21 protein-coding genes and 1 riboswitch are annotated in these 20,634 nt (G+C 43.5%); of the genes, 17 read left to right on the forward strand and 4 right to left on the reverse strand.

The annotated features are described in order from the left end of the window. Positions 1–224: 224 nt before the first annotated feature. Complete coding sequence (locus WDJ61_RS03785; RefSeq protein WP_338754693.1) at positions 225–785, reverse strand: biotin transporter BioY; 561 nt, start codon at positions 783–785, stop codon at positions 225–227. A gap of 104 nt (positions 786–889) precedes the next feature. On the opposite strand from WDJ61_RS03785, the gene bioD reads away from it, so the two are divergent. Beyond that, entirely contained in the window at positions 890–1,621 is a 732-nt protein-coding gene (gene bioD / locus WDJ61_RS03790) for a dethiobiotin synthase (RefSeq protein ID WP_338753273.1), read from the forward strand. After that, the gene (gene bioA, locus WDJ61_RS03795; RefSeq protein WP_338753275.1) at positions 1,599–2,951 is read left to right on the forward strand and encodes an adenosylmethionine--8-amino-7-oxononanoate transaminase; all 1,353 of its coding nucleotides are present in this window, start codon (positions 1,599–1,601) and stop codon (positions 2,949–2,951) included. The genes bioD and bioA overlap by 23 nt, the downstream gene beginning before the upstream one ends. A gap of 85 nt (positions 2,952–3,036) precedes the next feature. On the opposite strand, the gene WDJ61_RS03800 is transcribed toward bioA, so the two are convergent. After that, positions 3,037–3,204: a hypothetical protein gene (locus WDJ61_RS03800; RefSeq protein WP_338753277.1), complete on the reverse strand. Its 168-nt coding sequence runs from the start codon at positions 3,202–3,204 to the stop codon at positions 3,037–3,039. Positions 3,205–3,357: 153 nt separating this feature from the next. Next, positions 3,358–3,501, forward strand: a riboswitch (cobalamin riboswitch). A gap of 115 nt (positions 3,502–3,616) precedes the next feature. On the opposite strand from WDJ61_RS03800, the gene WDJ61_RS03805 reads away from it, so the two are divergent. The 13 genes from WDJ61_RS03805 to WDJ61_RS03865 are packed head-to-tail and all read left to right on the forward strand — an operon-like array spanning position 3,617 to position 14,698. Then, positions 3,617–4,588 (forward strand): ABC transporter substrate-binding protein, encoded by a 972-nt coding sequence (locus tag WDJ61_RS03805; RefSeq protein ID WP_338753279.1) that lies wholly within the window; start codon positions 3,617–3,619, stop codon positions 4,586–4,588. Further along, complete coding sequence (locus WDJ61_RS03810) at positions 4,572–5,612, forward strand: FecCD family ABC transporter permease (protein ID WP_413789055.1); 1,041 nt, start codon at positions 4,572–4,574, stop codon at positions 5,610–5,612. Before WDJ61_RS03805 ends, WDJ61_RS03810 begins: the two co-directional genes overlap by 17 nt. Then, on the forward strand, positions 5,609–7,078 hold the full coding sequence (locus WDJ61_RS03815) for a heme ABC transporter ATP-binding protein (protein WP_338753283.1): 1,470 nt from the start codon (positions 5,609–5,611) through the stop codon (positions 7,076–7,078). Before WDJ61_RS03810 ends, WDJ61_RS03815 begins: the two co-directional genes overlap by 4 nt. Further along, the gene (gene cbiB / locus WDJ61_RS03820; protein ID WP_338753285.1) at positions 7,079–8,059 is read left to right on the forward strand and encodes an adenosylcobinamide-phosphate synthase CbiB; all 981 of its coding nucleotides are present in this window, start codon (positions 7,079–7,081) and stop codon (positions 8,057–8,059) included. Continuing rightward, complete coding sequence (gene cobD, locus WDJ61_RS03825; protein ID WP_338753287.1) at positions 8,016–9,074, forward strand: threonine-phosphate decarboxylase CobD; 1,059 nt, start codon at positions 8,016–8,018, stop codon at positions 9,072–9,074. Before cbiB ends, cobD begins: the two co-directional genes overlap by 44 nt. Next, a complete protein-coding gene (locus tag WDJ61_RS03830; protein ID WP_338753289.1) occupies positions 9,056–9,640 on the forward strand; it encodes a bifunctional adenosylcobinamide kinase/adenosylcobinamide-phosphate guanylyltransferase in 585 nt (194 codons plus the stop codon). Before cobD ends, WDJ61_RS03830 begins: the two co-directional genes overlap by 19 nt. Next, the gene (locus WDJ61_RS03835; RefSeq protein WP_338753291.1) at positions 9,637–11,130 is read left to right on the forward strand and encodes a cobyric acid synthase; all 1,494 of its coding nucleotides are present in this window, start codon (positions 9,637–9,639) and stop codon (positions 11,128–11,130) included. Before WDJ61_RS03830 ends, WDJ61_RS03835 begins: the two co-directional genes overlap by 4 nt. Then, on the forward strand, positions 11,130–11,927 hold the full coding sequence (gene cobS, locus WDJ61_RS03840; protein ID WP_338753293.1) for an adenosylcobinamide-GDP ribazoletransferase: 798 nt from the start codon (positions 11,130–11,132) through the stop codon (positions 11,925–11,927). The genes WDJ61_RS03835 and cobS overlap by 1 nt, the downstream gene beginning before the upstream one ends. Further along, on the forward strand, positions 11,885–12,511 hold the full coding sequence (locus WDJ61_RS03845) for a histidine phosphatase family protein (RefSeq protein WP_338753296.1): 627 nt from the start codon (positions 11,885–11,887) through the stop codon (positions 12,509–12,511). Before cobS ends, WDJ61_RS03845 begins: the two co-directional genes overlap by 43 nt. After that, positions 12,463–12,891 (forward strand): bifunctional adenosylcobinamide kinase/adenosylcobinamide-phosphate guanylyltransferase, encoded by a 429-nt coding sequence (locus WDJ61_RS03850; protein ID WP_338753298.1) that lies wholly within the window; start codon positions 12,463–12,465, stop codon positions 12,889–12,891. Before WDJ61_RS03845 ends, WDJ61_RS03850 begins: the two co-directional genes overlap by 49 nt. Before the next feature lie 12 nt (positions 12,892–12,903). Next, positions 12,904–13,491, forward strand: a complete 588-nt coding sequence (locus WDJ61_RS03855; protein ID WP_338753300.1) for a cob(I)yrinic acid a,c-diamide adenosyltransferase — start codon at positions 12,904–12,906, stop codon at positions 13,489–13,491. Then, a complete protein-coding gene (locus WDJ61_RS03860; RefSeq protein ID WP_338753302.1) occupies positions 13,488–13,982 on the forward strand; it encodes an ECF transporter S component in 495 nt (164 codons plus the stop codon). Before WDJ61_RS03855 ends, WDJ61_RS03860 begins: the two co-directional genes overlap by 4 nt. Further along, positions 13,979–14,698 (forward strand): ATP-binding protein, encoded by a 720-nt coding sequence (locus tag WDJ61_RS03865; protein WP_338753304.1) that lies wholly within the window; start codon positions 13,979–13,981, stop codon positions 14,696–14,698. The genes WDJ61_RS03860 and WDJ61_RS03865 overlap by 4 nt, the downstream gene beginning before the upstream one ends. Before the next feature lie 110 nt (positions 14,699–14,808). Here WDJ61_RS03865 and WDJ61_RS03870 read toward each other — a convergent pair whose 3' ends face one another. Next, the gene (locus tag WDJ61_RS03870) at positions 14,809–16,905 is read right to left on the reverse strand and encodes an EAL domain-containing protein (RefSeq protein ID WP_338753306.1); all 2,097 of its coding nucleotides are present in this window, start codon (positions 16,903–16,905) and stop codon (positions 14,809–14,811) included. Between the two features lie 282 nt (positions 16,906–17,187). Between WDJ61_RS03870 and WDJ61_RS03875 the strand changes: the two genes are divergently transcribed. Then, positions 17,188–18,147, forward strand: coding sequence for a lysozyme inhibitor LprI family protein (locus WDJ61_RS03875; protein WP_338753308.1), 960 nt, complete (start codon positions 17,188–17,190; stop codon positions 18,145–18,147). 154 nt (positions 18,148–18,301) lie between these two features. Beyond that, on the forward strand, positions 18,302–20,026 hold the full coding sequence (acsA, locus tag WDJ61_RS03880; RefSeq protein ID WP_338753310.1) for an acetate--CoA ligase: 1,725 nt from the start codon (positions 18,302–18,304) through the stop codon (positions 20,024–20,026). A 37-nt stretch (positions 20,027–20,063) separates the two neighbouring features. On the opposite strand, the gene WDJ61_RS03885 is transcribed toward acsA, so the two are convergent. Then, entirely contained in the window at positions 20,064–20,627 is a 564-nt protein-coding gene (locus WDJ61_RS03885; RefSeq protein WP_338753312.1) for a carbonic anhydrase, read from the reverse strand. Positions 20,628–20,634: the final 7 nt, after the last annotated feature.

A 20,634-nucleotide genomic window follows, 5' to 3' on the forward strand; every position in this document is an offset into this window, starting at 1 on the left:
AAGAGAGCGGGAATGTAGCAATAAAGCCATATGATTCAGCAAAAAGAGTATCGGACTCAGTAAAAGAAGCGCCTATGTGTAAAAATGTCGTCTGACTCAGTAAAGTTAGGTGAGAATTCAGTAAAAAAGACCATCGAGTCAGCAATCATCCCGTAAAATTCAACAAAAAACCTCGCTCAAAAAACGGAAAAAGAGGGCCTGACCCCTGAGAGTCAGCCCTCTTTTCATGCCGTTTTGATGTTGCGCTGCTTTAGTGCGGCTCGCAGTTTTGGTAAGGTAGCTAGGGATATGATAATGACGATGCTGTCTAGTGGGAGGTAGGCGGCCATCCAAGCCCAGGCCACAGTATAGCTGAAGCCTTCGGGAGCATCAGCCCACCATTTAAAAGCCGCGTACATAAAGTTGGTGCCGATTCCATAGTTGATCAATAGAGTGAGTAGTCCTGCGTAGATGTAGTTGACTTTTTGACTGTTGTGCTCAAGGCATTTTCCGACGGCATAAGCAACGAAAATAAAAGAAATAATGAAGCCGAATGTCGGACTCAACAAGCTTGCGGGTCCCCCTTTAAATTGGGCAAATACCGGTGCACCTGCTAAGCCAATAAACATATAAGCGGTCATTGACCAAGCACCTAACCGGCTACCTAATAGTCCACCCGCCATAATCGCAAACAATAACTGCAATGTCACGGGCACTCCACCAATCGTTAAAAATGGTGATACATTCGCCCCCACGGCCATTAAAGCAGCAAATAAAGCACATAGCACAATTTCATTCGCTTTCATGCAAGCGATCCCCCTTTTTAAAAAAATATTATTGTCTAATATTTTTTCATATGTTAACATTTTTGTAAACATAGTTAACATATATTTTTGGAAGGGTGACATATATGTCTGGAATTTTTTTGACTGGAACGGATACAGACGCAGGAAAAACCATTGCCACGCTTTTGCTGACCCATGCACTTTTGGAAAAAGGAGTCGATGTTTGTCCTTATAAACCGGTACAAAGCGGGGCGGAAGAAAGAGAAGGAAAACTCATAGCTCCTGATGCCGAGTTGTATCGATTGCTACCGGCACTGAAACATCAAGAATTGTCTACATACTTATATAAAATGGCGAGTTCCCCTCATTTAGCTGCTGAACAAGAGAAAGCGGTCATTCCAATTGAAGAAGTGATCACAAAAATTCAAGATAAAGCGAGCAATCAAGAGATTTTACTCGTTGAAGGAGCGGGCGGGCTGTATGTGCCCCTCAATCGCCAAGGGTATTGCATGATTGATCTCATGGAAGAATTGCAATTTCCGGTGATCATAGCGGCGAAGGCCAGCTTAGGAACGATCAATCATACGATGATGACGGTTGAATCATTGAAAAATAGAGGTCTTCATGTAGCAGGCATTATTTTATCGAGTACGGTGCAAGAGGATGAAGCGATCGAGAAAGATAATCGACAGATGATTGAGCAGCTGACAGGTGTACCAATCATCGGGACGATCCCTTACATTCAAAACATTTCTAGTTATTTAGCGAATGAATCATCTCGCTCTGAAATCACGGGAAATTGGAAAATCGAACAGTTACAGGAGGTAGCAATCCATGGATACAAAACGACTATATGAAATTAGTAAAAATCATATGTGGCTTCCATTTACTCAAATGAAGGATTACGAAGAGGCGCCACTCATTATCGAAAGTGGGGAAGGGGTAATGTTGAAGGATATTCACGGCAATGAATATTTAGATGGTTATTCTTCGTTGTGGCTCAATGTTCATGGGCATCGCCGCCAAGAAATTGATGAGGCGATTAAAGCTCAGCTCGATAAAATTGCTCATTCGACTTTATTAGGCGCGGCCAATGTGCCATCGATTCAATTAGCGGAAAAATTAGTTGAACTGACACCAGAAAAGTTAACTCGTGTGTTTTACTCTGATAGCGGAGCAGAATCGGTTGAAATTGCGATCAAGATGACGTATCAATATTGGCAAAACAAAGGGGTAACAACGAAAACGAAATTTGTGACGATGTCCAATGGTTATCATGGGGATACGGTAGGGGCGATTAGCGTTGGAGCGATCGATATTTATCACCGAGTCTATAGCTCGTTAATGTTCAACTCCTATGTTGTACTGTTTCCAGCTGTTTATCGTCATCCTTCTGGCGATGAAGAAACAGTAAAGAGGGAGTCACTTGCTGCGATTCGCCAACTATTTGAAGAAAAGCATGAAGAAATTGCTGGTATGATGGTGGAATCAATGGTGCAAGGGGCTGGCGGCATGAATATGATGCCACGGGGTTATTTAAAAGCATTGGAAGCACTTTGCCGTGAGTTTGATATTTTACTTGTTGTGGATGAAGTAGCAACAGGTTTCGGTCGGACAGGTAAAATGTTTGCGGTTGAACACGAAGATGTCCAACCGGATATTATGACGATTGCCAAAGGGATCACTGGGGGCTACTTGCCAATTGCTGCAACGATGACAACAGAAAAGATTTATGAGGCGTTTTACGGTGACTATACAGAAATGAAAACCTTTTTCCACGGACATTCTTATACAGGCAATCAGCTCGGCTGTGCCGCAGCTTTAGCGAATTTGGAGGTTTTTGAGAAAGAGTTATTAGTCGATCAAGCAGCCAAAAAAGCTGAATACGTCAAGGAGATCTTAGCTGAAATTGCTCAATTGCCTCAAGTCGGTGATGTTCGTCAACTTGGACTGATGTGTGGAATCGAAATTGTCAAGAACAAAGAAACGAAAGAGCCATTTCTAGGGGAAGAGCGCACCGCTTATAAAGCTACATTACGGATGCGAGAGCTTGGGATGCTCACAAGACCGCTCGGTGACGTCATTGTATTTATGCCGCCGCTTGCCACTAGCTTTGAAGAACTCACACAAATGGGACGAATCATGAAACAAGCCATCGAAGAAATTCAACTCGTTCAGCAAGCATAAAAAAATCCGCAGAGGGCGTCTCTGCGGTTCTTTCAGTTAGTGTCATCTGGCTCCATGCGCTAAACGGCACCTTCCGCTTTAGTAGTTACATACTTACGTCTTGGCCGGAGCCTTGTTTTGTAAAGTGATCGTTTGGGATTTTGTCTATTTTTGATGCTTCGTGAGAGTCTAGTACTCCGCGTAAACCAAATACTAGGTAAACACCTATGATCATTAATAGAACAAATAGTCCAATAACAATAAATAAATTCATGTTGATCCACTCCTTTCAAATGATAGTAATCTATACTACTTGTATTCTATCGGATATATATGGAAAGTTCAAACCTACTTACCGAATTTTTTGAAAGGGGAAAAATTTGAATGGAAGTAGGGATAAAATTGTGTATAATTAGTCTTAACAAATATTACATATGCTTGATCAGGTGAAGCTGTTAGCAAGCGGCTTCTTAAAAGGGCAAGCTGGTGAAAATCCAGCGCGGTCCCGCCACTGTGAGTGAAACCATTCGTTTCATGAGCCAGAAAACCTGCCTGAATGACAGCACCGGCAACCTACGAGGATAGGGTGGTGTGAAAGAGTGGCATCCGCTCTTTTTCACTACACCTCTCTGTACGTAGAGGTGTTTTTTATTTGGTTACATAACATAAAGGGGAGAGTAGAGAATATGAAAAAAGTATCCACTTCAATTTTGTCAATGCTGCTAGCAGCCGGGGTACTGGCTGGCTGTGGAGGAGAGAAAGCTGCTCCTGAAAAAGAGAACACGAACCCACCGAAAGAAACGCAAGAAGCTGCCTTTCCAGTGACAATTAAAGACGGTGCAGGGAAAGAGGTTGTTATCGATAAAGACCCTGAGCGCATCGTTTCACTTATTCCAAGCAACACAGAAATCGCTTTTGAATTAGACTTGGATAAAGAAATTGTTGGGGTGACTGACAATGATAATTATCCAGAGGAAGTAGCGAACATCGAAAAAGTTGGCGGCATGGAATTTAATGTAGAGAAAATTATTAGCCTTGATCCTGATTTAGTATTAGCTCATGCATCAAGCGCCCACAATTCCAAAGATGGATTGAAGCAATTAGAGGATGCGGGTATTGATGTGCTTGTTGTGAATGATGCTGAAAACTTTGACGAAGTGTATGAATCGATTGACATGATCGGTCAAGCAACAGGAAAAGCAAAAGAAGCTGATGAAATCGTTACGGATATGAAAGAAGATATTGCGGAAATTGAGGAGAAAGCGAAAACGATTACAGACGATCAAATGAAAAGTGTATTTGTTGAAGTATCTCCAGCACCTGAAATTTACACGCCAGGGAAAAATACATTTATGAATGAAATGCTTGATATCATTCATGCAAAAAATGCTTCAGCGGATTTAGATGGCTGGGCACAAGTGACAGAAGAAGCAGTCATTCAGAAAAATCCAGACGTGATTGTCACAACTTATGGATACTATGTAGATAAGCCAACAGAACAAGTGTTAAGTCGTCAAGGGTGGGAAAATGTGTCGGCAATCAAAAATAAAGAAGTGCACGATGTCCACTCCGACCTTGTCACTCGTACGGGTCCACGTCTAACAGAAGGATTAGAACAACTTGCCGAAGCGGTTTACCCAGATGTTTTTAAGGAGTAAAATTTCGGCGTATCTCATTGCTTTTGTTTTTTTTATCACAGCCGTATTAGCCGGTATCTCGATTGGAACGATGCATATTCCGATTCGGGATATCGTCTTCTTATTATCCCACCATTTTTTTGACACATCGATCAGTGGGATCGATCCATCTTTCGATAATGTCGTTTGGAAAATTCGCCTTCCGCGCGTGTTGCTGGCTGGGTTAGTTGGAGCATCCTTGGCAGTGGCTGGTGCAGCGTTTCAAGGGCTTTTGCGCAATCCGCTAGCTGACCCATATACGTTAGGAGTGTCATCTGGTGCATCAGTGGGTGCTGTCTTAGTGCTCTTTTTTAATATTCAACTTCCTTGGTTTGAACAGTTCACTTTGCCTATAGTGAGCATCCTTGCAGCAATTGCTACCATTTTTATCGTCTTGCTATTTGCTCAAATGATTGAGAGATCGCTTAAAGTAGAGACGATCATTCTCACAGGAATTATTTTCAGTTCATTTTTAGGTGCGATGATTTCTTTAATGATCGCGCTTACAGGTGAAGAGTTACGGCAAATTATTGGTTGGCTGCTTGGCAGTGTTTCGATGAGAGGCTGGGATTATGTTCAGTTGATTTTCCCGTTTTTCTTGATAGGGACGTTGCTGTTAATAATTCATTCGGCGGAATTGAATGCGATGACCTTTGGTGAAGAAAAAGCTCAGCATTTAGGTGTTGACGTTCGTAGGAAAAAGCTCGTTATTTTAATCGCTGGTTCGATATTAACTGGAGCAGCAGTGGCGGTTTCAGGGACGATTGGCTTTGTCGGTCTTGTTATCCCGCATTTTATTAGACTCGTATGGGGGCCGGACCATCGTCATTTGCTGCCGTTATCCGTTTTGATTGGTGCTGGTTTTTTAATTTTAACAGATTTAGTCTCACGAACGATTATTTCTCCAACGGAATTGCCGATTGGGGTGATTACTTCAATCATTGGCGCGCCGGTATTCGCCATCATTCTACTTCGTAAGCAAAGGAAAGGGAGAGGGACAGCATGATAAACGTGGAACAAGTCGCCGGTGGTTACGGCAATAAAACGATTGTGAATCATCTATCTTTTTCCGTTCAGCAAGGGGAGCTTTTTGGCATATTAGGACCGAATGGCAGTGGCAAAACGACTTTGATGAAAATGTTGAGCGGCGTGGTGCCGATCCAAGCGGGAGAGGTGATGATTCAAGGCAGAAAGCTAAGGGAGTTTTCGCCAAAAGAATTAGCAAAAGTGGTTGCTGTACTGCCGCAGGATACGTCTTTGCCCTTTGCTTATACCGTAAAAGAAACGGTTTCTCTCGGTCGTTATGCTCATCAAAGTGGACTATTCCCAGTGTGGAAGCGAGAAGATGAAGAGGCCGTGCAGCGAGCGATGGAAGGAACAGGAACGGATCGCTTTGCTGATAAATCTTTAGATGCGCTATCTGGCGGCGAACGGCAACGGGTGTATTTAGCGCAGGCGCTGGCTCAAGAACCAGAAATTTTGCTGCTGGATGAACCGACGAATCATCTCGATCTTTCGTTTCAAAAAGAGCTGCTCGATTTATTAAAAAAGATGACGAGAGAAACGGATTTAACGGTTATTTCCATTTTTCATGATTTGAACTTAGCCTCACTTTATTGTGATCGCTTGCTGCTGATGGAAAATGGTCACATTCATGGGCTCGGGATGCCGAGTGAAGTTTTAAAGGAAGAACATATTCAGTCTGTTTATGAAATGGATGTTCAAAAGCGACCGCATCCAGAAGTGCCTAAACCGCAAATGAGCATTCTTCCTGTCAAGATTGAGGAAGACGAAGCGCCAATTGCAATTGACGACTCGCTTATCCGGCAAAATGAAGCCTTCATCGCACTTGATTCCCCCATTTTATTGAAAACTTTGTCAGCGGGGGTGATTGGAGCTGGTTGGGGCTGGCATCGAAGTTTCGTCAATCGTCATGTGGATAAAGACTATAATAATGATCATTTTAAAGAAGAAATGAAGCAATTTCTCGAAGCTCATCATTTTGATGTGAATGAAACGATTGGCATGATGACAGCGGTTGATCTTCAATACGCAGCCTATCAGTTGGTCGAACAAGATGGGATGTCTGTTTTGGCTGTGGTGACAGCTGGTGTTGGCAATGCAGTGGATGTATCACGAGCGATGGAACATGAACAAATGATGCAACCGGGAACGATTAATATATGGGTGTTTGCGAATGCCCATCTCTCGGAAGAGGCATTTGTGCAAGCGATTATGACCGCCACCGAAGCGAAAGTGAAAGCGTTGTTTGATCGAGAAGTTACCGACCCACTGACTGGTACATTTGCGACAGGAACATCAACAGATAGCATTTTAATCGCTGCGACCCAGCGAGGAACGAAGCAAGAGTTTGCTGGGACGATCACGTCACTTGGCAAGGCGATTGGCAAAGCGGTGTATGAGAGTACGATTCAAGCACTTGAGAGTAACCGGGGCAGGGAGGCATTCTAATTGATTTATCATTTATTGTCTATGACACTCGCGTTTATGATCGATCGCCTGATTGGTGATCCACCTCATTGGCCTCATCCGGTTCGGTGGATGGGTTCTTTTATCTCCTTTTTAGAAAAGCATTTAAATAAAGGGGAGCAAAGAAGGCAAAAAGGGGTGCTAATGTTGGTGGCTGTTTTACTGGTTGCTGGAGGCATAAGCTTGTTGCTTATCACGCTTAGTTATTTCATCCACCCTATTGTTGGTGTGATGGTTGAAGCCATCATTATTTCAACGACGATTGCTTGCCGAAGCTTAAAGGAAGCGGGGGTAAGTGTATATGAACCGCTTCATGCAGGCGATATGCCAGAAGCTCGTTTGAAGCTATCGTATATTGTTGGTCGTGATACAGATCAACTCAATGAAGCAGATATTACACGCGGAGCGATTGAAACGGTGGCTGAAAACACAAGCGATGGTGTGACGGCTCCGCTTTTTTGGGCCCTTCTTTTTGGCGGTGTTGGGGCGATGATGTACCGAGCGATTAACACTTGTGATTCGATGGTCGGCTATCAAAATGATCGTTACGGAGAATTTGGCTGGGCTTCGGCAAAGCTTGATGATGTTGTCAATTGGCTTCCTGCTCGCCTCACTAGCTGGCTGATGGTATGGTCCTATCCAGAAGGTGACTATTCGAAAAAGCAAGTGTGGTCCATCGTTCGCCGCGATGCCAAAAAGCATCCAAGCCCAAATAGTGGCTGGTGTGAAGCTGCAGTGGCAGCCCAGTTAGGAATTGAGCTTGGCGGCCTCAATACATATAAAGGGCTCGTCTCTCATCGGGCCAAAATGGGTGATTCGCTAAAGGAAAAAAAGGCGGCTGATATTTTACTCGCCAACAAAATTATGCAGCGGTCATCGCTATTATTTTTACTCGCATTGTGGATAGGAGGTCTGCTTTATGAACTTGCCCGCTCATGGGGCGAATCCGGCTCATTTATATGAAAAAATAAATCTAGCTCAACCAGCACAAATCTTTGACTTTAGCGTGAATACGAATCCGTACGGGTCTCCTCCTTCTTTAAAGGAAAAGTGGAACGAGTGGTTTGGAGCTGTTTCTGATTATCCCGATCCAGAAGGACGGTCTTTGACGCAGCTGCTTGCACGGCAAAATGATGTAATGCCTGATCAAGTGCTACTTGGAAACGGAGCGGCTGAAGTGATTCAATTTCTCGGACAATTGATCCAAGGTAAGCGTGTCGTCATTGTGCAGCCCGCTTTTTCCGAATATGAAACGGCTTGTCGAGCGTATGGATGTGAGGTGGACTTTGTTTCGATCGATGAAGGGGTGGAGAGCATCGTCGAAGTAGCTAAAGAAGCGGCTGCTCTCTTTATTTGCACACCGAATAATCCGACGGGGCTTCTGTTTCAGTCGGACGATCTGCTACACATCCTTGATCAATTGCAAGGAAGCTCATGCTTAGTGATTATCGATGAAGCGTTTTATGATTTCGCTGGTTCGTTTACATACGCTACTTATTTATCAAACTATCCACAGCTTGTGATTTTGCGGTCATTAACGAAAATGTATGCTATTGCTGGGTTGCGAATCGGCTATGCTCTCGCTTCCGAAACAATTATTAAGCGTCTCGCTCGTTTTCGTCCACAATGGAATGTCAATGCACTTGCCTTACTTGCGGCCGAAACGGCTTTACTAGATTCCACCTTTGTGCAAACGTCACGTCAATGGATTCAAGAAGAACGTGAGCAGATGTTTGAATTTTTAGAAAAAACAGGGTTTCACTTTACGCGATCGTCAGTGAACTTCTATTTGCTCCGTGATCCGAACTTATCTGATCAACGGCCTTTGCTTGAGTTTTTACTGAAAAAAGGCTTCGTTCTCCGCCATACATACAATTATCCGACGTTAAACGGTCGATGGCTTCGTGCGGCCGTGAAAACGAAGGAGGAAAATGATCAATTGAAAGAGGCGTTACTGGCATGGAAACAGCACAATTAACGATTATTCTTGGCGGTGTGAGGAGCGGGAAAAGCCGTTTGGCGGAAGAAAAAGCAGTAGCAGAAGCGAAAAAGCGTGGTGGAGGGCTTCATTATATTGCCTGTGGAAAAGTAACGGATGGAGAAATGGCCGAGCGAGTCAGGCTCCATCAACAACAGCGGCAACAATCCACCGTCACATGGACAACGTGGGAACAACCGACTCAATTAGAGCAACTCGCTAATCAGTTTACGAAACAAGATGTGATTTTACTCGATTGTTTAACGACATTAGTAACAAATGAATGGTTTTTAGCTAGTGAGGATGAAAGCGAATGGAAGCAACCGCTGTTTCATGCGGAGATCAAACAGCGAGTGATCACAGAGGTTAACCGTCTTCGGCAAGCGGCCGCCGCTGTGATTATCGTGTCCAATGAACTTGCCTTTGAGCCGCTTTCGTCTCCGCTTGTGTTCTATTATGCGAAAACATTAGGTGAACTACATCAATATTTTGTGTCAGAGGCGGATGAAGCTGTGCTTGTTGAGCATGGGCTGCCGCTTATACAGAAAGGAGGGGAAGCGAGATGAAAGGTGTGATGCTTCAAGGAACGGCCTCAGATGTCGGAAAAAGCTTAGTGGCAACGGCCCTGTGCCGCTTGCTTTGGCAAAAAGGGCTCAAACCGATTCCGTTTAAATCACAAAACGTCTCGAATAATTCGTATGTCACCGCTTCCGGAAAAGAAATTGGCCGTGCACAAGGCTTGCAAGCGGAAGCCTGTCAATTAGAAGCGATCCCGGCGATGAATCCCATTTTATTAAAGCCATCCGGTTCCGGTCGTTCTGAAATTGTGCTGCGTGGGGAACGACAAAGCACGATTTCTGGGATGGCATACCGAGAAGCCTATTATGAAACCGCCTTGCAAGTGATTGAGGAATCATTTTATGAATTAACCGACCTCGCTGATTTTCTTGTCATCGAAGGAGCGGGCAGTCCAGTTGAAATGAACTTAAAGAAAAAAGAAGTCGTCAATATGAAGGTCGCAGAAATGGCCGATGTACCGGTCATTTTAATTGCGGACATTCATCGTGGAGGACTATTTGCAAGCGTCATCGGAACGTTAGAGCTGTTTGAACCACATGAGCGGGAACGAGTGAAAGGGATCATCATCAATAAATTTTATGGCGATCCAGCTTTGTTCGCAGATGGGAAGCAATGGCTTGAGGAACGAACGGGACTTCCGGTACTAGCCGTTTTACCATATTTGCCGAATCATCGGCTTGAAGGGGAAGATTCGCTGTCGCTCAGCGCTCGCTTCTCTTCACAAACGAAGAAAGCTTTAGACATCGTCGCCATCAAGCTACCCTACTTATCGAATTACAGTGATATGGAACCTTTTTTACTAGAAAAAGATACGACCGTTCGCTGGGTGGACTCAGTAGAAGCATTCGGTCAGCCAGACGCCGTTGTGCTCCCTGGCACGAAAAGCACATTACATGATTTACAGTTTTTAAAAACAAGTAGATTAGCCGATCGAATCGTTCAGTTTGCAAAAGAAGGAGGAACCGTAGCTGGTTTATGCGGCGGCTATCAAATTCTTTGTGAACAATTAATCGACCCGGATGGCCATGACTCCGGCGTAAGTGGACATTCAGAAATAGGACTTAGTTTAATTCCGGGAAAAACCACTTTTTTTAACGAAAAAACAACGGTACGTATTCATGGGAAAGTGGCACAGTTTCCAGCAATTGATTTGAGCGGGTATGAAATTCATATCGGACAAACGGTGATTGAAGAGCCATCCCCATTTGTGATTCGAGAGGATGGGAGTGAAGAGGGCTATTGCTCCGCGGATGGTCGAGTCATCGGCACGTATATGCATCATTTATTTCATAACGATGCTTGGCGTTCTGAGTGGTTAAATCGTTTACGAAGCAAAAAAGGACTTCCTCTTTCGCAATTGAATATGATGAAAGAGAAACAGCAAGCGTATGATGAACTGGCTCAACATTTAGAGAAGTATCTCGATTGGGAGAAATTTATGGCGATTATCGGCGAGGAAGAAAGGGAAATGAAGTAATGAAGTGGAAAACTTATAGTAATGGATTATTATTAAGCTTTCAATTTTTTACGATTGTCCCGATTCACCGTGAGCTGCCGATGGACGCTGCTCATTTACGGGCGGTGTTGCGGATGTTTCCATTGTTCGGACTCATTAGAGGACTTCTGTACGGAGGGGTATTTTGGGCACTTATTGAATGGTCGCCATTATCTGACCTTGGGAACGCTTTTTTATTGTGGCTGTTGCCGATTATTTGGACAGGAGGCTTGCATTTAGACGGCTGGATTGACACAAGCGATGCCTTTTTCTCGTATCGTGATCGCGAGCGGCGATTGGAAATTTTAAAGGATTCGAGAGTGGGAGCTTTTGGGGTGCTATCGCTCATTATCTTGCTGGCGGCACGCTTTCTCTTTTTCTATGAAATCATCGCATTCGGTAACAGTCAGCTCGCGTTCGTTGTATGCTTGATCCCTTTTTACAGCCAGATGACGATGGGGTTATTATTAAATAGCACTCCCCCAGCGAAAGAAGAGGGGCTTGCTTATTATTTTCAAAAGGGAAAAGATTCGGCGCTTTTGATTCGTTATAGTGTTTGGCTCATAGTCATTGGAGCGGCTATTGTATTGATGAGTCATGCGTTGCTTCCCTTTCTTATATTTACGGCTGTCACAGCTGTATTTTTCAATTTTGTGCGCCGAAGCACGATGAAACATTTTGGTGGCATTACCGGGGATTTGCTCGGTGCCAGTCTAGAAGGAGTGGAATCGATATTATGGATGACATTGTGGTTATTGGTCTCTATCGGCATGGGATAACGACGGACAATGAACGAAAGGCATTTAGCGGCTGGACCAACTCTGCCTTAAGTGAACGGGGAATACAAGATTTGCATGCGATTCAGCCGCTTATCCCTGATTATGAAAAAGTGATTGCTAGCGATCTACAGCGATGTGTCGATACAGCAGGCATCCTTTTTCCGGCGGCGAACGTTGATCTTTGGCCGGAGTTTCGCGAAATGAACTTCGGAATGTTAGAAGGCAAGCAGCATCAAGAACTTGAACATCTCGAAGAATACGTCACTTGGATGAACGATCCGTTTACAAGCTTTTTGCCGGAGGGAGAGTATTTTCATGAGTTTGGCGACCGTATTCGCTCCGCCTGGAACAACTGGCTCGATGTAATGGAGCAAAAGGAAATGAAACGAGGAGCCATTGTCACGCATGGAGGGGTGATTCGCCATTTACTAACGGAACTTGCTCCAGTGAAAAAGCAGTTTTGGGAGTGGGAAGTAAACAATGGCCGCGGTTTCGAACTGACTGCCTCTCTTTCTTCATTAAGGAGGGGTGAGCGATGCATCTCATTACAGGCGGTGCCTTCAACGGAAAAAAGCAATGGGTAATGGAAGCATACGAGTTGGAAAAGACTCAGCATCAGTGGGTATCGTGTTATAAAGCGGATCAGCCAGTATGGACAGAAAACATCATGGTATTTGAAGGAATCGAGTGTTATGTAAAGCAGCTCGTTGAACAAACAGAAGATGCCGAGCTCGCACGAAAACAATGGAAACAAGAGCTACAAGCTTGGCTCGATTGGGAAAAAGCTAATCCTGATGGAAAGCTGCTTTTAATCGGCTCTGATATTACAAAAGGCATTGTCCCAATGGAGGCATTAGACCGAATGTGGCGTGATGCAGCCGGTTGGTGTTTTCAAGAAGCGGCGAAACAAGCACAACAAGTAACCGTTATTTGGTATGGCATTCCACAATTTTTGAAAAAATAAGGAGGAAAAAAGATGAGACTATATACTCGAACTGGGGATAAAGGAAAAACAAGCATTATTGGCGGACGAGTGGACAAAGATGATTTGCGCGTAGAAGCGTACGGTACGGTTGATGAAACGAACTGCTTCGTCGGTCAAGCGATGACAGAGCTTGATCCGGAAATCTTTAAAGACATTTTAGAAGATCTTGAAACGATTCAACACGAACTATTTGATTGCGGTGGCGACTTAGCAACCGTTTCAGGTGCTAGAGGGTGGAAACTGCAACCAGAAGCCGTTGAAGAACTAGAAAAGAAAATCGACCAATACATTCAAGAAGCACCGGCACTTGAGCGTTTTATTTTACCAGGCGGCTCGAAAGCAGCGAGCATCATTCATGTCGCTAGAACCGTGGTGCGCCGGGCTGAGCGGCAAGTCGTGAGTTTAATGAAAGTAGAACAAGATATCCATCCAGTCACACTGCAATACTTAAACCGTTTATCGGATTACTTCTTTGCGATCGCTCGCGTGATCAATGCTCGCCTTAGCGTTAAAGACGTGGAATATGTAAGAAGTGCGAAAGTATTCCGCGAAGGCAAACGAATGGAGAACAAAGAGTGAGCATCAAAAAACTTACATGGCTCGCGCTATTCATCGCCATGTCTGTTGTGGGCGGAATGATCAAAGTACCAGCCGTTGTTGCTAGTGTGGCTCTTGATTCCTTTCCTGCTCTCTTAGCAGCGGGGCTCCTTGGGGCAGGGCCAAGTGCCTTGGTCGCTGCCTTTGGTCATCTCACATCCGCCGTCATTGGCGGATTGCCCCTTGGCCCGTTTCACATACTTATCGCCCTTGAGATGGCCGCCGTTGTTTGGATCTTTGCAAAGATGTACCAATCAGGTAAAAAAGTATCGGCGGTTATCACATTTGTTTTTCTCAATAGCATCGTTTCACCTGCGCCGTTTATTTTCATTATGGGCTGGGGCTTTTACGTTGGAGTGCTGCCATCCTTATTGATCGCATCGATCATAAACGTTGGATTAGCCATTGTGGCCTTGCCGCGCTTACAGTCAATTATGAATAAAATCATCTATAGGGGAGAAGCGAAAGCATGAAGCGCGATGTTTTAGTGATTCCGTTTGATACAATCCACGATCTTGTTATCTCCTCCGATAATAGCGGAGCAATCGGAAACAAACAAGCTGATGTCGTTCAAGTCCCATACGAAACGGTCAGCTACTACAGCTTCCGCGTCGCCCTTATGGAATGCTTAGCGGCAGGAGGTGAGCCATTTGCTGTGGTGATACATAATTTTTCTGGTGATGAGGCGTGGCATGGCTTGCTAAGCGGAGTAAAAAAAACCGCTAAGGAAGCTGATATTCCTGATTTAGCCATCACCGGCAGCACCGAAACCAACTTTCAAATGATGCAATCTGCCACCGGAATTGTTGTAATGGGTAAAAAGAAAAAGGAAGCTGAGCGGCCACTGCCTGCCAACCTTCAATACGCCGTCATCGGCAAACCGCTTGTCGGGCCAGAAGTGTTAGCGGAAGCAAGCCAAGTAGCACCGCTCGCACTTTTTAGAAAAGTGTTGCAGATGGATGGTGTCCATGCTGTTTTGCCTGTAGGATCGAAAGGTATTTTGCATGAGATTAAGAACATGACAGGCAGAGAGGAACTTATGGCAGAAAATCTAGCTTGTGCTTTGGATGTGGAGAAAACCGCAGGGCCTAGTACTTGTTTTGTGGTTGGGTTTGAAGCGGAGGTTGAGCGAGTGTTGTGGGAGGTTTGTGGGGGATTGGTTTTTGTGGTTAATGTCATAGAGGTGTGAATAGATTGTCGATGTTACTTAAAGTCTTTATAGCCCAACAAAAAAGAGATAGCCGACCCGCTATCTCTTTTTTTGCTAAAATAATAATCTTTTATAAATTCAACCCCCACTCACTCAACAATACTCCCACACTTTTCCCGCTGTAAGTAAGCTTCAAAATCTTTGCTACATAGCGGTTTGCTAAATAGGTAGCCTTGGCCTTGAATACAGCCGTCTTCGATTAAGATTTGGAGTTGGTCGGTGGTTTCCACTCCTTCTGCGACGACGTTTAGGCCGAGTGCGTGGACAAGGGTGAGCATGGCTTTGACGATGGCGCGGCTTTCTTCATTTTCATGAATGTCTCGAATAAAGGATGCGTCGATTTTTAATGTGTTGATTGGCAGTTCTTTAAGGTAGCTGAAAGAGCTGTAGCCAGTGCCGAAATCATCGATGGATACGGATATGCCTAAGTCTTGTAGTTCTTGTAAGACGAACATGGCGTGATCCATATTGACGAATATGCTTTCGGTGACTTCGATTTCAAAGGACGATGCTTCAAGGCCAGTTTCTTCTAGGATGGCTTGAACGCTTTGCACAAAATCAGGTTGTTCTAACTGATGAGGTGATACATTGACTGATAGTTGTAGAGAAAAGCCTAGATCGTTCCATTTTTTGGCTTGTTGGCAGCCTTGGCGCATCACCCATTCACCGAGCGGCAAAATGATGCCTGATTCTTCCGCAAGTGGAATGAATTCTGCTGGAGAGATTCTACCGAGTTCTGGATGATTCCAGCGAACGAGAGCCTCCATGCCGATGGTTTGTTTGGTTGCTAAGTCTAGTTTTGGTTGATAATCAAGATGGAATTGGTTATCTGTTAAGGCTTTTTTTAAGGCATTTTCTTTCAAGATTCGTTCGATGGACTGCCGCTCCATCTCTTTATCAAAAAGTGCGTAATCGTTTCGGTTTAGGTTCTTTACTTTATATAGTGCCATGTCTGCGTGAGAGAGCAGGGCACCCGCTTCTTTTCCGCTTTCTGGGAATATAGCAGCTCCAATGCTACAAGAGATGGTATAGTATTGGTCCATTACTTTGATTGGTTGATTCAAATTCGATCGAATTCGTTCAGCCACTTGTTGAACTTCGTCTTGACTTACGATATTTTTCAATAAAATCGTAAATTCATCGCCACCATGTCGCGCGACGACATCACCTTGGCGAATGCTATTTTTAATTCGCATAGCAGCTTCGACTAAGACAAAATCGCCCTTATCGTGTCCCCCTGAATCGTTGACGTTCTTAAAATGATCGAGGTCGATGATCAACACCGCAAGTGACGTTCCGTTTTTTTTCACCATTTCTATTTCATCGTAGAGCAAGTTCATGAAATATCTTCTATTAGGCAGATTTGTTAATGAGTCATGATAAGCGAGATGATGGATCAGCTCATCTGACTTTTTTCGATCAGTTATATTACGTGTGACAAGTACAAAATGCTGGATTGAATCAGCATTTTCATAAATGGGATTTAAGTTTGTTTCCCCATCCATGTACGATCCATTGGCTTTTTTGAACCGAAATTCTAGTTTCGCTGATGTTTGTTTTTTTTGGGCGACTTTTTTGAGTTCTGTTAAGACTTTCTCTTTATCCTCGTGATGAATCAAGTCTGAGAAGCGGTGTGACTGTAAATTAGCCAAATCATATCCGAGTAAATTTTCGTGTGAAGGGGATAAGTAGTGAAAACGTCCCTCCACATCGATGATTGCGATGAGATCGGATGAGTATTCAGTAATAAGTCGATATTTCTCTTCCATTGCCTTACGGGCTGTTATATCGTTGCGGATAGAAACATATTGATAAGGAACCCCTTTTTCATCTAGAAATGGGACAATTGTCGTATCTACCCAATATAACGAGCCATCTTTGGCTTTGTTTCGAATTTCCCCCTGCCATATTTGGCCTGAGCCAATGGTTTTCCACATCGTTTTGAAAAATGCTGGAGGATGAAAGCACGAATTTAAAATATTATGATTTTGCCCGATCAATTCTTCTCGACTGTATTTAGAAATATGACAAAATTGATCATTTACATAAAAAATTTTTCCTTTTTTATCTGTCATAGCAACAATCGAGGACTGATCAAGCGCATATTGTATATCGATCAGCTCTTTTTTCATCTTTTTAAACAATTCATTTTCAGAGCTTAGATTATTAATATTACTGTCAATCATTTTGTTTCCTCCTATAGTTCTACTTGGTTCTTTATTTATAGTTGGATAACATCATTTTTACAAAAAAACAACACTACCTTTACAAAAAAATTACTTTATTTTTTACCTTTTTTATATTAACTATATCATAAGTAAGGGTATTTTCTTCTCATTAAATGAGCAAAATGAGATTTTTCGTCTTATTTTGAACGAAATAGAAATGTCTTTAAAAAGTAGGAAATGATAAAATACATATAGAATTTTCAAATGGTTAAGTTACCAGTGTAAGGGTGGGGAGTGTAGATGAAAAGGTTATCATTTATGGTATTGGCTGTGATGCTATTAGCCGGTTGTGGCAATAGCCTTTATGATGAGTCAATGAAGCAGGCGAAGTTGGCAATGGCGAATGGGGAGTTTGACAAGGCGAAAGCGTCATTTGAGCTGGCGCTAGAAGAAAAGCCGGATGATCCTGAAGCCTCAGGAGTATACGAGCAACTAGTCGTTTATGAAAGTGTCCAAAAGGCGATTGAAAATGGTCAATGGGATGAGGCTTTAACGAAAGTAGAGGGCTTAAAGAAGGCAAAGAATATCGAAAAAAACTTAAAGCAATCATTAGATGAACTAGTGAAAACGGCGGAAGCTGGGAAGGAAAATGAGCGCATTGTTTCCGAAAAAGTAGAAGATATTAAGGGATTAGTAAGTGAAAAGAACTACGAAGCAGCGCAAAAATTAATCGATGAAATCAAACAGAATGAACAGTTGAAAGTGGCTTATCAACAGTTCTCCGGTGAAGTGGATCGGCTGTCATCAGAAATTCAGTCAGGCATTCAGCATCAGGCAGAAGCAGAAAAGGAAGTAGCTATTCAAGAAGCTGAAGCCGTCAAACAAAAGGCTACCAATGAAAGTAGAAAAGTAGAGTACTATTCAAAGCTAGAGCAGATTGAAACGGGGATGGCAGATTTAGAATATATATATGAACAAGGCACGACAGTCGAAGTGAGAGAGGCGGAATCAGAGCGGTATAAACGTTGGGATGACGCATTGAATGAAATATACGGTGTACTGAAGCAGCAGCTTCCATCCAATGAAATGGAACAATTACGGACGGCACAGCGCAAATGGATCACGTATCGAGATGAGTCAGCAGAGAGTGCTGCTGCTAGTTTTGAAGGCGGATCATGGGCGTCTGTTCAATATGTTAGTACGCAAGCTGATTTGACGAAAGAACGATGCTATGAGCTCGTAGATCGATATATGAAATGATAAGAAACGACAGGATGAAAGAACCTTCTCTTTCATCCTGTCATTTTTTTGATCTTTTTCAAAAATGTAAAAATTATTTTGAAAATTCAAACGTATTTGTTGTATAATAAATTAACATACATAATTCTGTTATATAACATAGGAGGGGTACGTTATGGAAGGAACGACTTTTTCGAAAGAGTTAGCGCCTGTTTTAGAGAATATAAATTTGCAAGATTATGAGGAAGCGGTTCGCCAAGCTGATTGGGGGAAGGTGGCTGAGCATTTCACTTGGTTTCAAACGGGGCAAGTGAATATGGTGTACGAAGCCATTGATCGCCATGTGAAAGAAGGGAAGGCGGAAAAAACAGCTTTGTTTTTTACTGATGGAGATCGGGAAGAACAGTATACTTATCAACATATTCAAGAGCAGTCTTGCCGCTTTGCAAATGGATTAAAGTCGCTTGGTGTTGAGAAAGGCGATCGTGTGTTTATCTTTATGCCGCGTAGTCCGGAGTTATATTTTTCCTTACTAGGCATTGTCAGAGTCGGAGCCATTGCGGGGCCGTTGTTTGAGGCGTTTATGGAGGAAGCCGTTAAGGATCGTTTGGAGGATAGCGGGGCGAAGGTGGTTGTAACGACACCTCAACTATTAGAGCGTATTCCTGTCGATCAATTGCCGAATTTAGAGAAAGTGATTTTAGTAGGATCAGATGAAAAAACAGCGGATTACATTGTCCCTTTTAATGAGCTGATGAGCGTGTCAGATGAGTACATGATCGAGTGGGTGGAACGAGAGGATGGCATGCTTTTGCATTACACATCTGGTTCGACTGGAAAGCCAAAAGGGGTATTACAAGTTCATGACGCGATGCTGCATCAATATGTTGCGGGAAAATGGGTGTATGATCTTCATGAGGATGATATTTTTTGGTGCACGGCAGACCCAGGCTGGGTGACAGGGACATCCGCTGGCATTTGGTCTCCATGGTTAAATGGCGTCACCAATGTGTTGCGTGGTGGCCGCTTTAAAGCGGAGGATTGGTTTGCGACACTTGAAAAATACGGGGTAACGGTCTGGTTTAGTGCACCAACTGCTTTCCGATTATTGATGGCAAGCGGAAATAAAATGCCGAAGAACTATGATTTATCAAAGCTGCGTCATATTTTATCAGCTGGTGAGCCGCTCAATCCAGAAGTCATTCGTTGGGGGCTTGAAACATTGAATCTTCGCATTCATGACAACTGGTGGATGACGGAAACAGGTTCATCGATTTGTGCGAACTTCCGTTGTAACACGATCCGTCCTGGTTCAATGGGAAAACCGCTGCCTGGCATTGAAATGACAATTATTGATGATAATGGTCAAGAATTACCTCCAAATCGAATGGGGAACTTGGCGATTAAACCACAATGGCCAGCGATGATGCGTCAAGTATGGAACAATAAAGAAAAATACGAAAGTTATTTCTTGAAAGGCTGGTTTGTTACGGGAGACTCTGCTTATAAGGATGAAGATGGTTACTTTTGGTTTGAAGGGCGTGTCGATGATGTCATCAATACATCTGGTGAGCGCGTGGGACCATTTGAAGTTGAAAGTAAGCTAGTGGAGCATCCAGCTGTAGCTGAAGCTGGAGTCATCGGTATTCCTGATCCGCTTCGTGGGGAAGTGATCAAAGCTTTTATCACCTTGCGACCGGGCTACACAGAAAGCCCAGAATTACTGGAAGAGATTCGTCAGTTCGTCAAAACTCGTCTAGCCGCTCATGCAGCACCGAGACAGTTTGAAGTCCGCGATACAATGCCAAAAACTCGCTCAGGTAAAATTATGCGCCGCGTGTTAAAAGCGTGGGAGCTTGGTTTGCCAACAGGAGACTTATCGACAATGGAAGATGATTAATAGAAAAAGCCCGGGATTGCTCCCGGGCTAGTTGTATTTAGTTTTTATATCCATCTACAATTAAATCTAATTTTCCGCTCGCTGGATCAATAACAAGCCCATGGACAGGAATATCATTTTGCATCAATGGATGGTTTTTGACCATACTAACACTATGAGATACGCTTTCTTCTACACTACTAAATCCTTCAAGCCAAGAGTCCACATCAATGCCCGCATGTCTTAATGTATCGATTGTTTCTTGCTTCACGCCACGCTCGGCCATTGCGGCTAAAATGTTTTCGCTCTTTAGCGAGCTCATGCCGCAATCGTGATGACCCACGATGATCACTTCATCTGCTTGTAGTTGGTAAACGGCTACAAGTAAACTACGCATAATACTCCCGAATGGATGATTGACGATGGCACCTGCATTGCGGACAATTTTGACGTCCCCATTTTTGAAGTTCATTGCCTTCGTCACAAGCTCAACAAGACGAGTATCCATACAAGTTAAAAGCACGACACGCTTATCCGGAAATTTATCCGTTGCAAATTCTTCATATTGCTTACTTGCCACAAATTTCTCATTATAAGTTAAGATTTCTTCTAATAATGTCATTTTGTCA

Source organism: Bacillus sp. FJAT-52991, from assembly GCF_037201805.1.
GTDB lineage: Bacteria > Bacillota > Bacilli > Bacillales > Domibacillaceae > Bacillus_CE > Bacillus_CE kandeliae.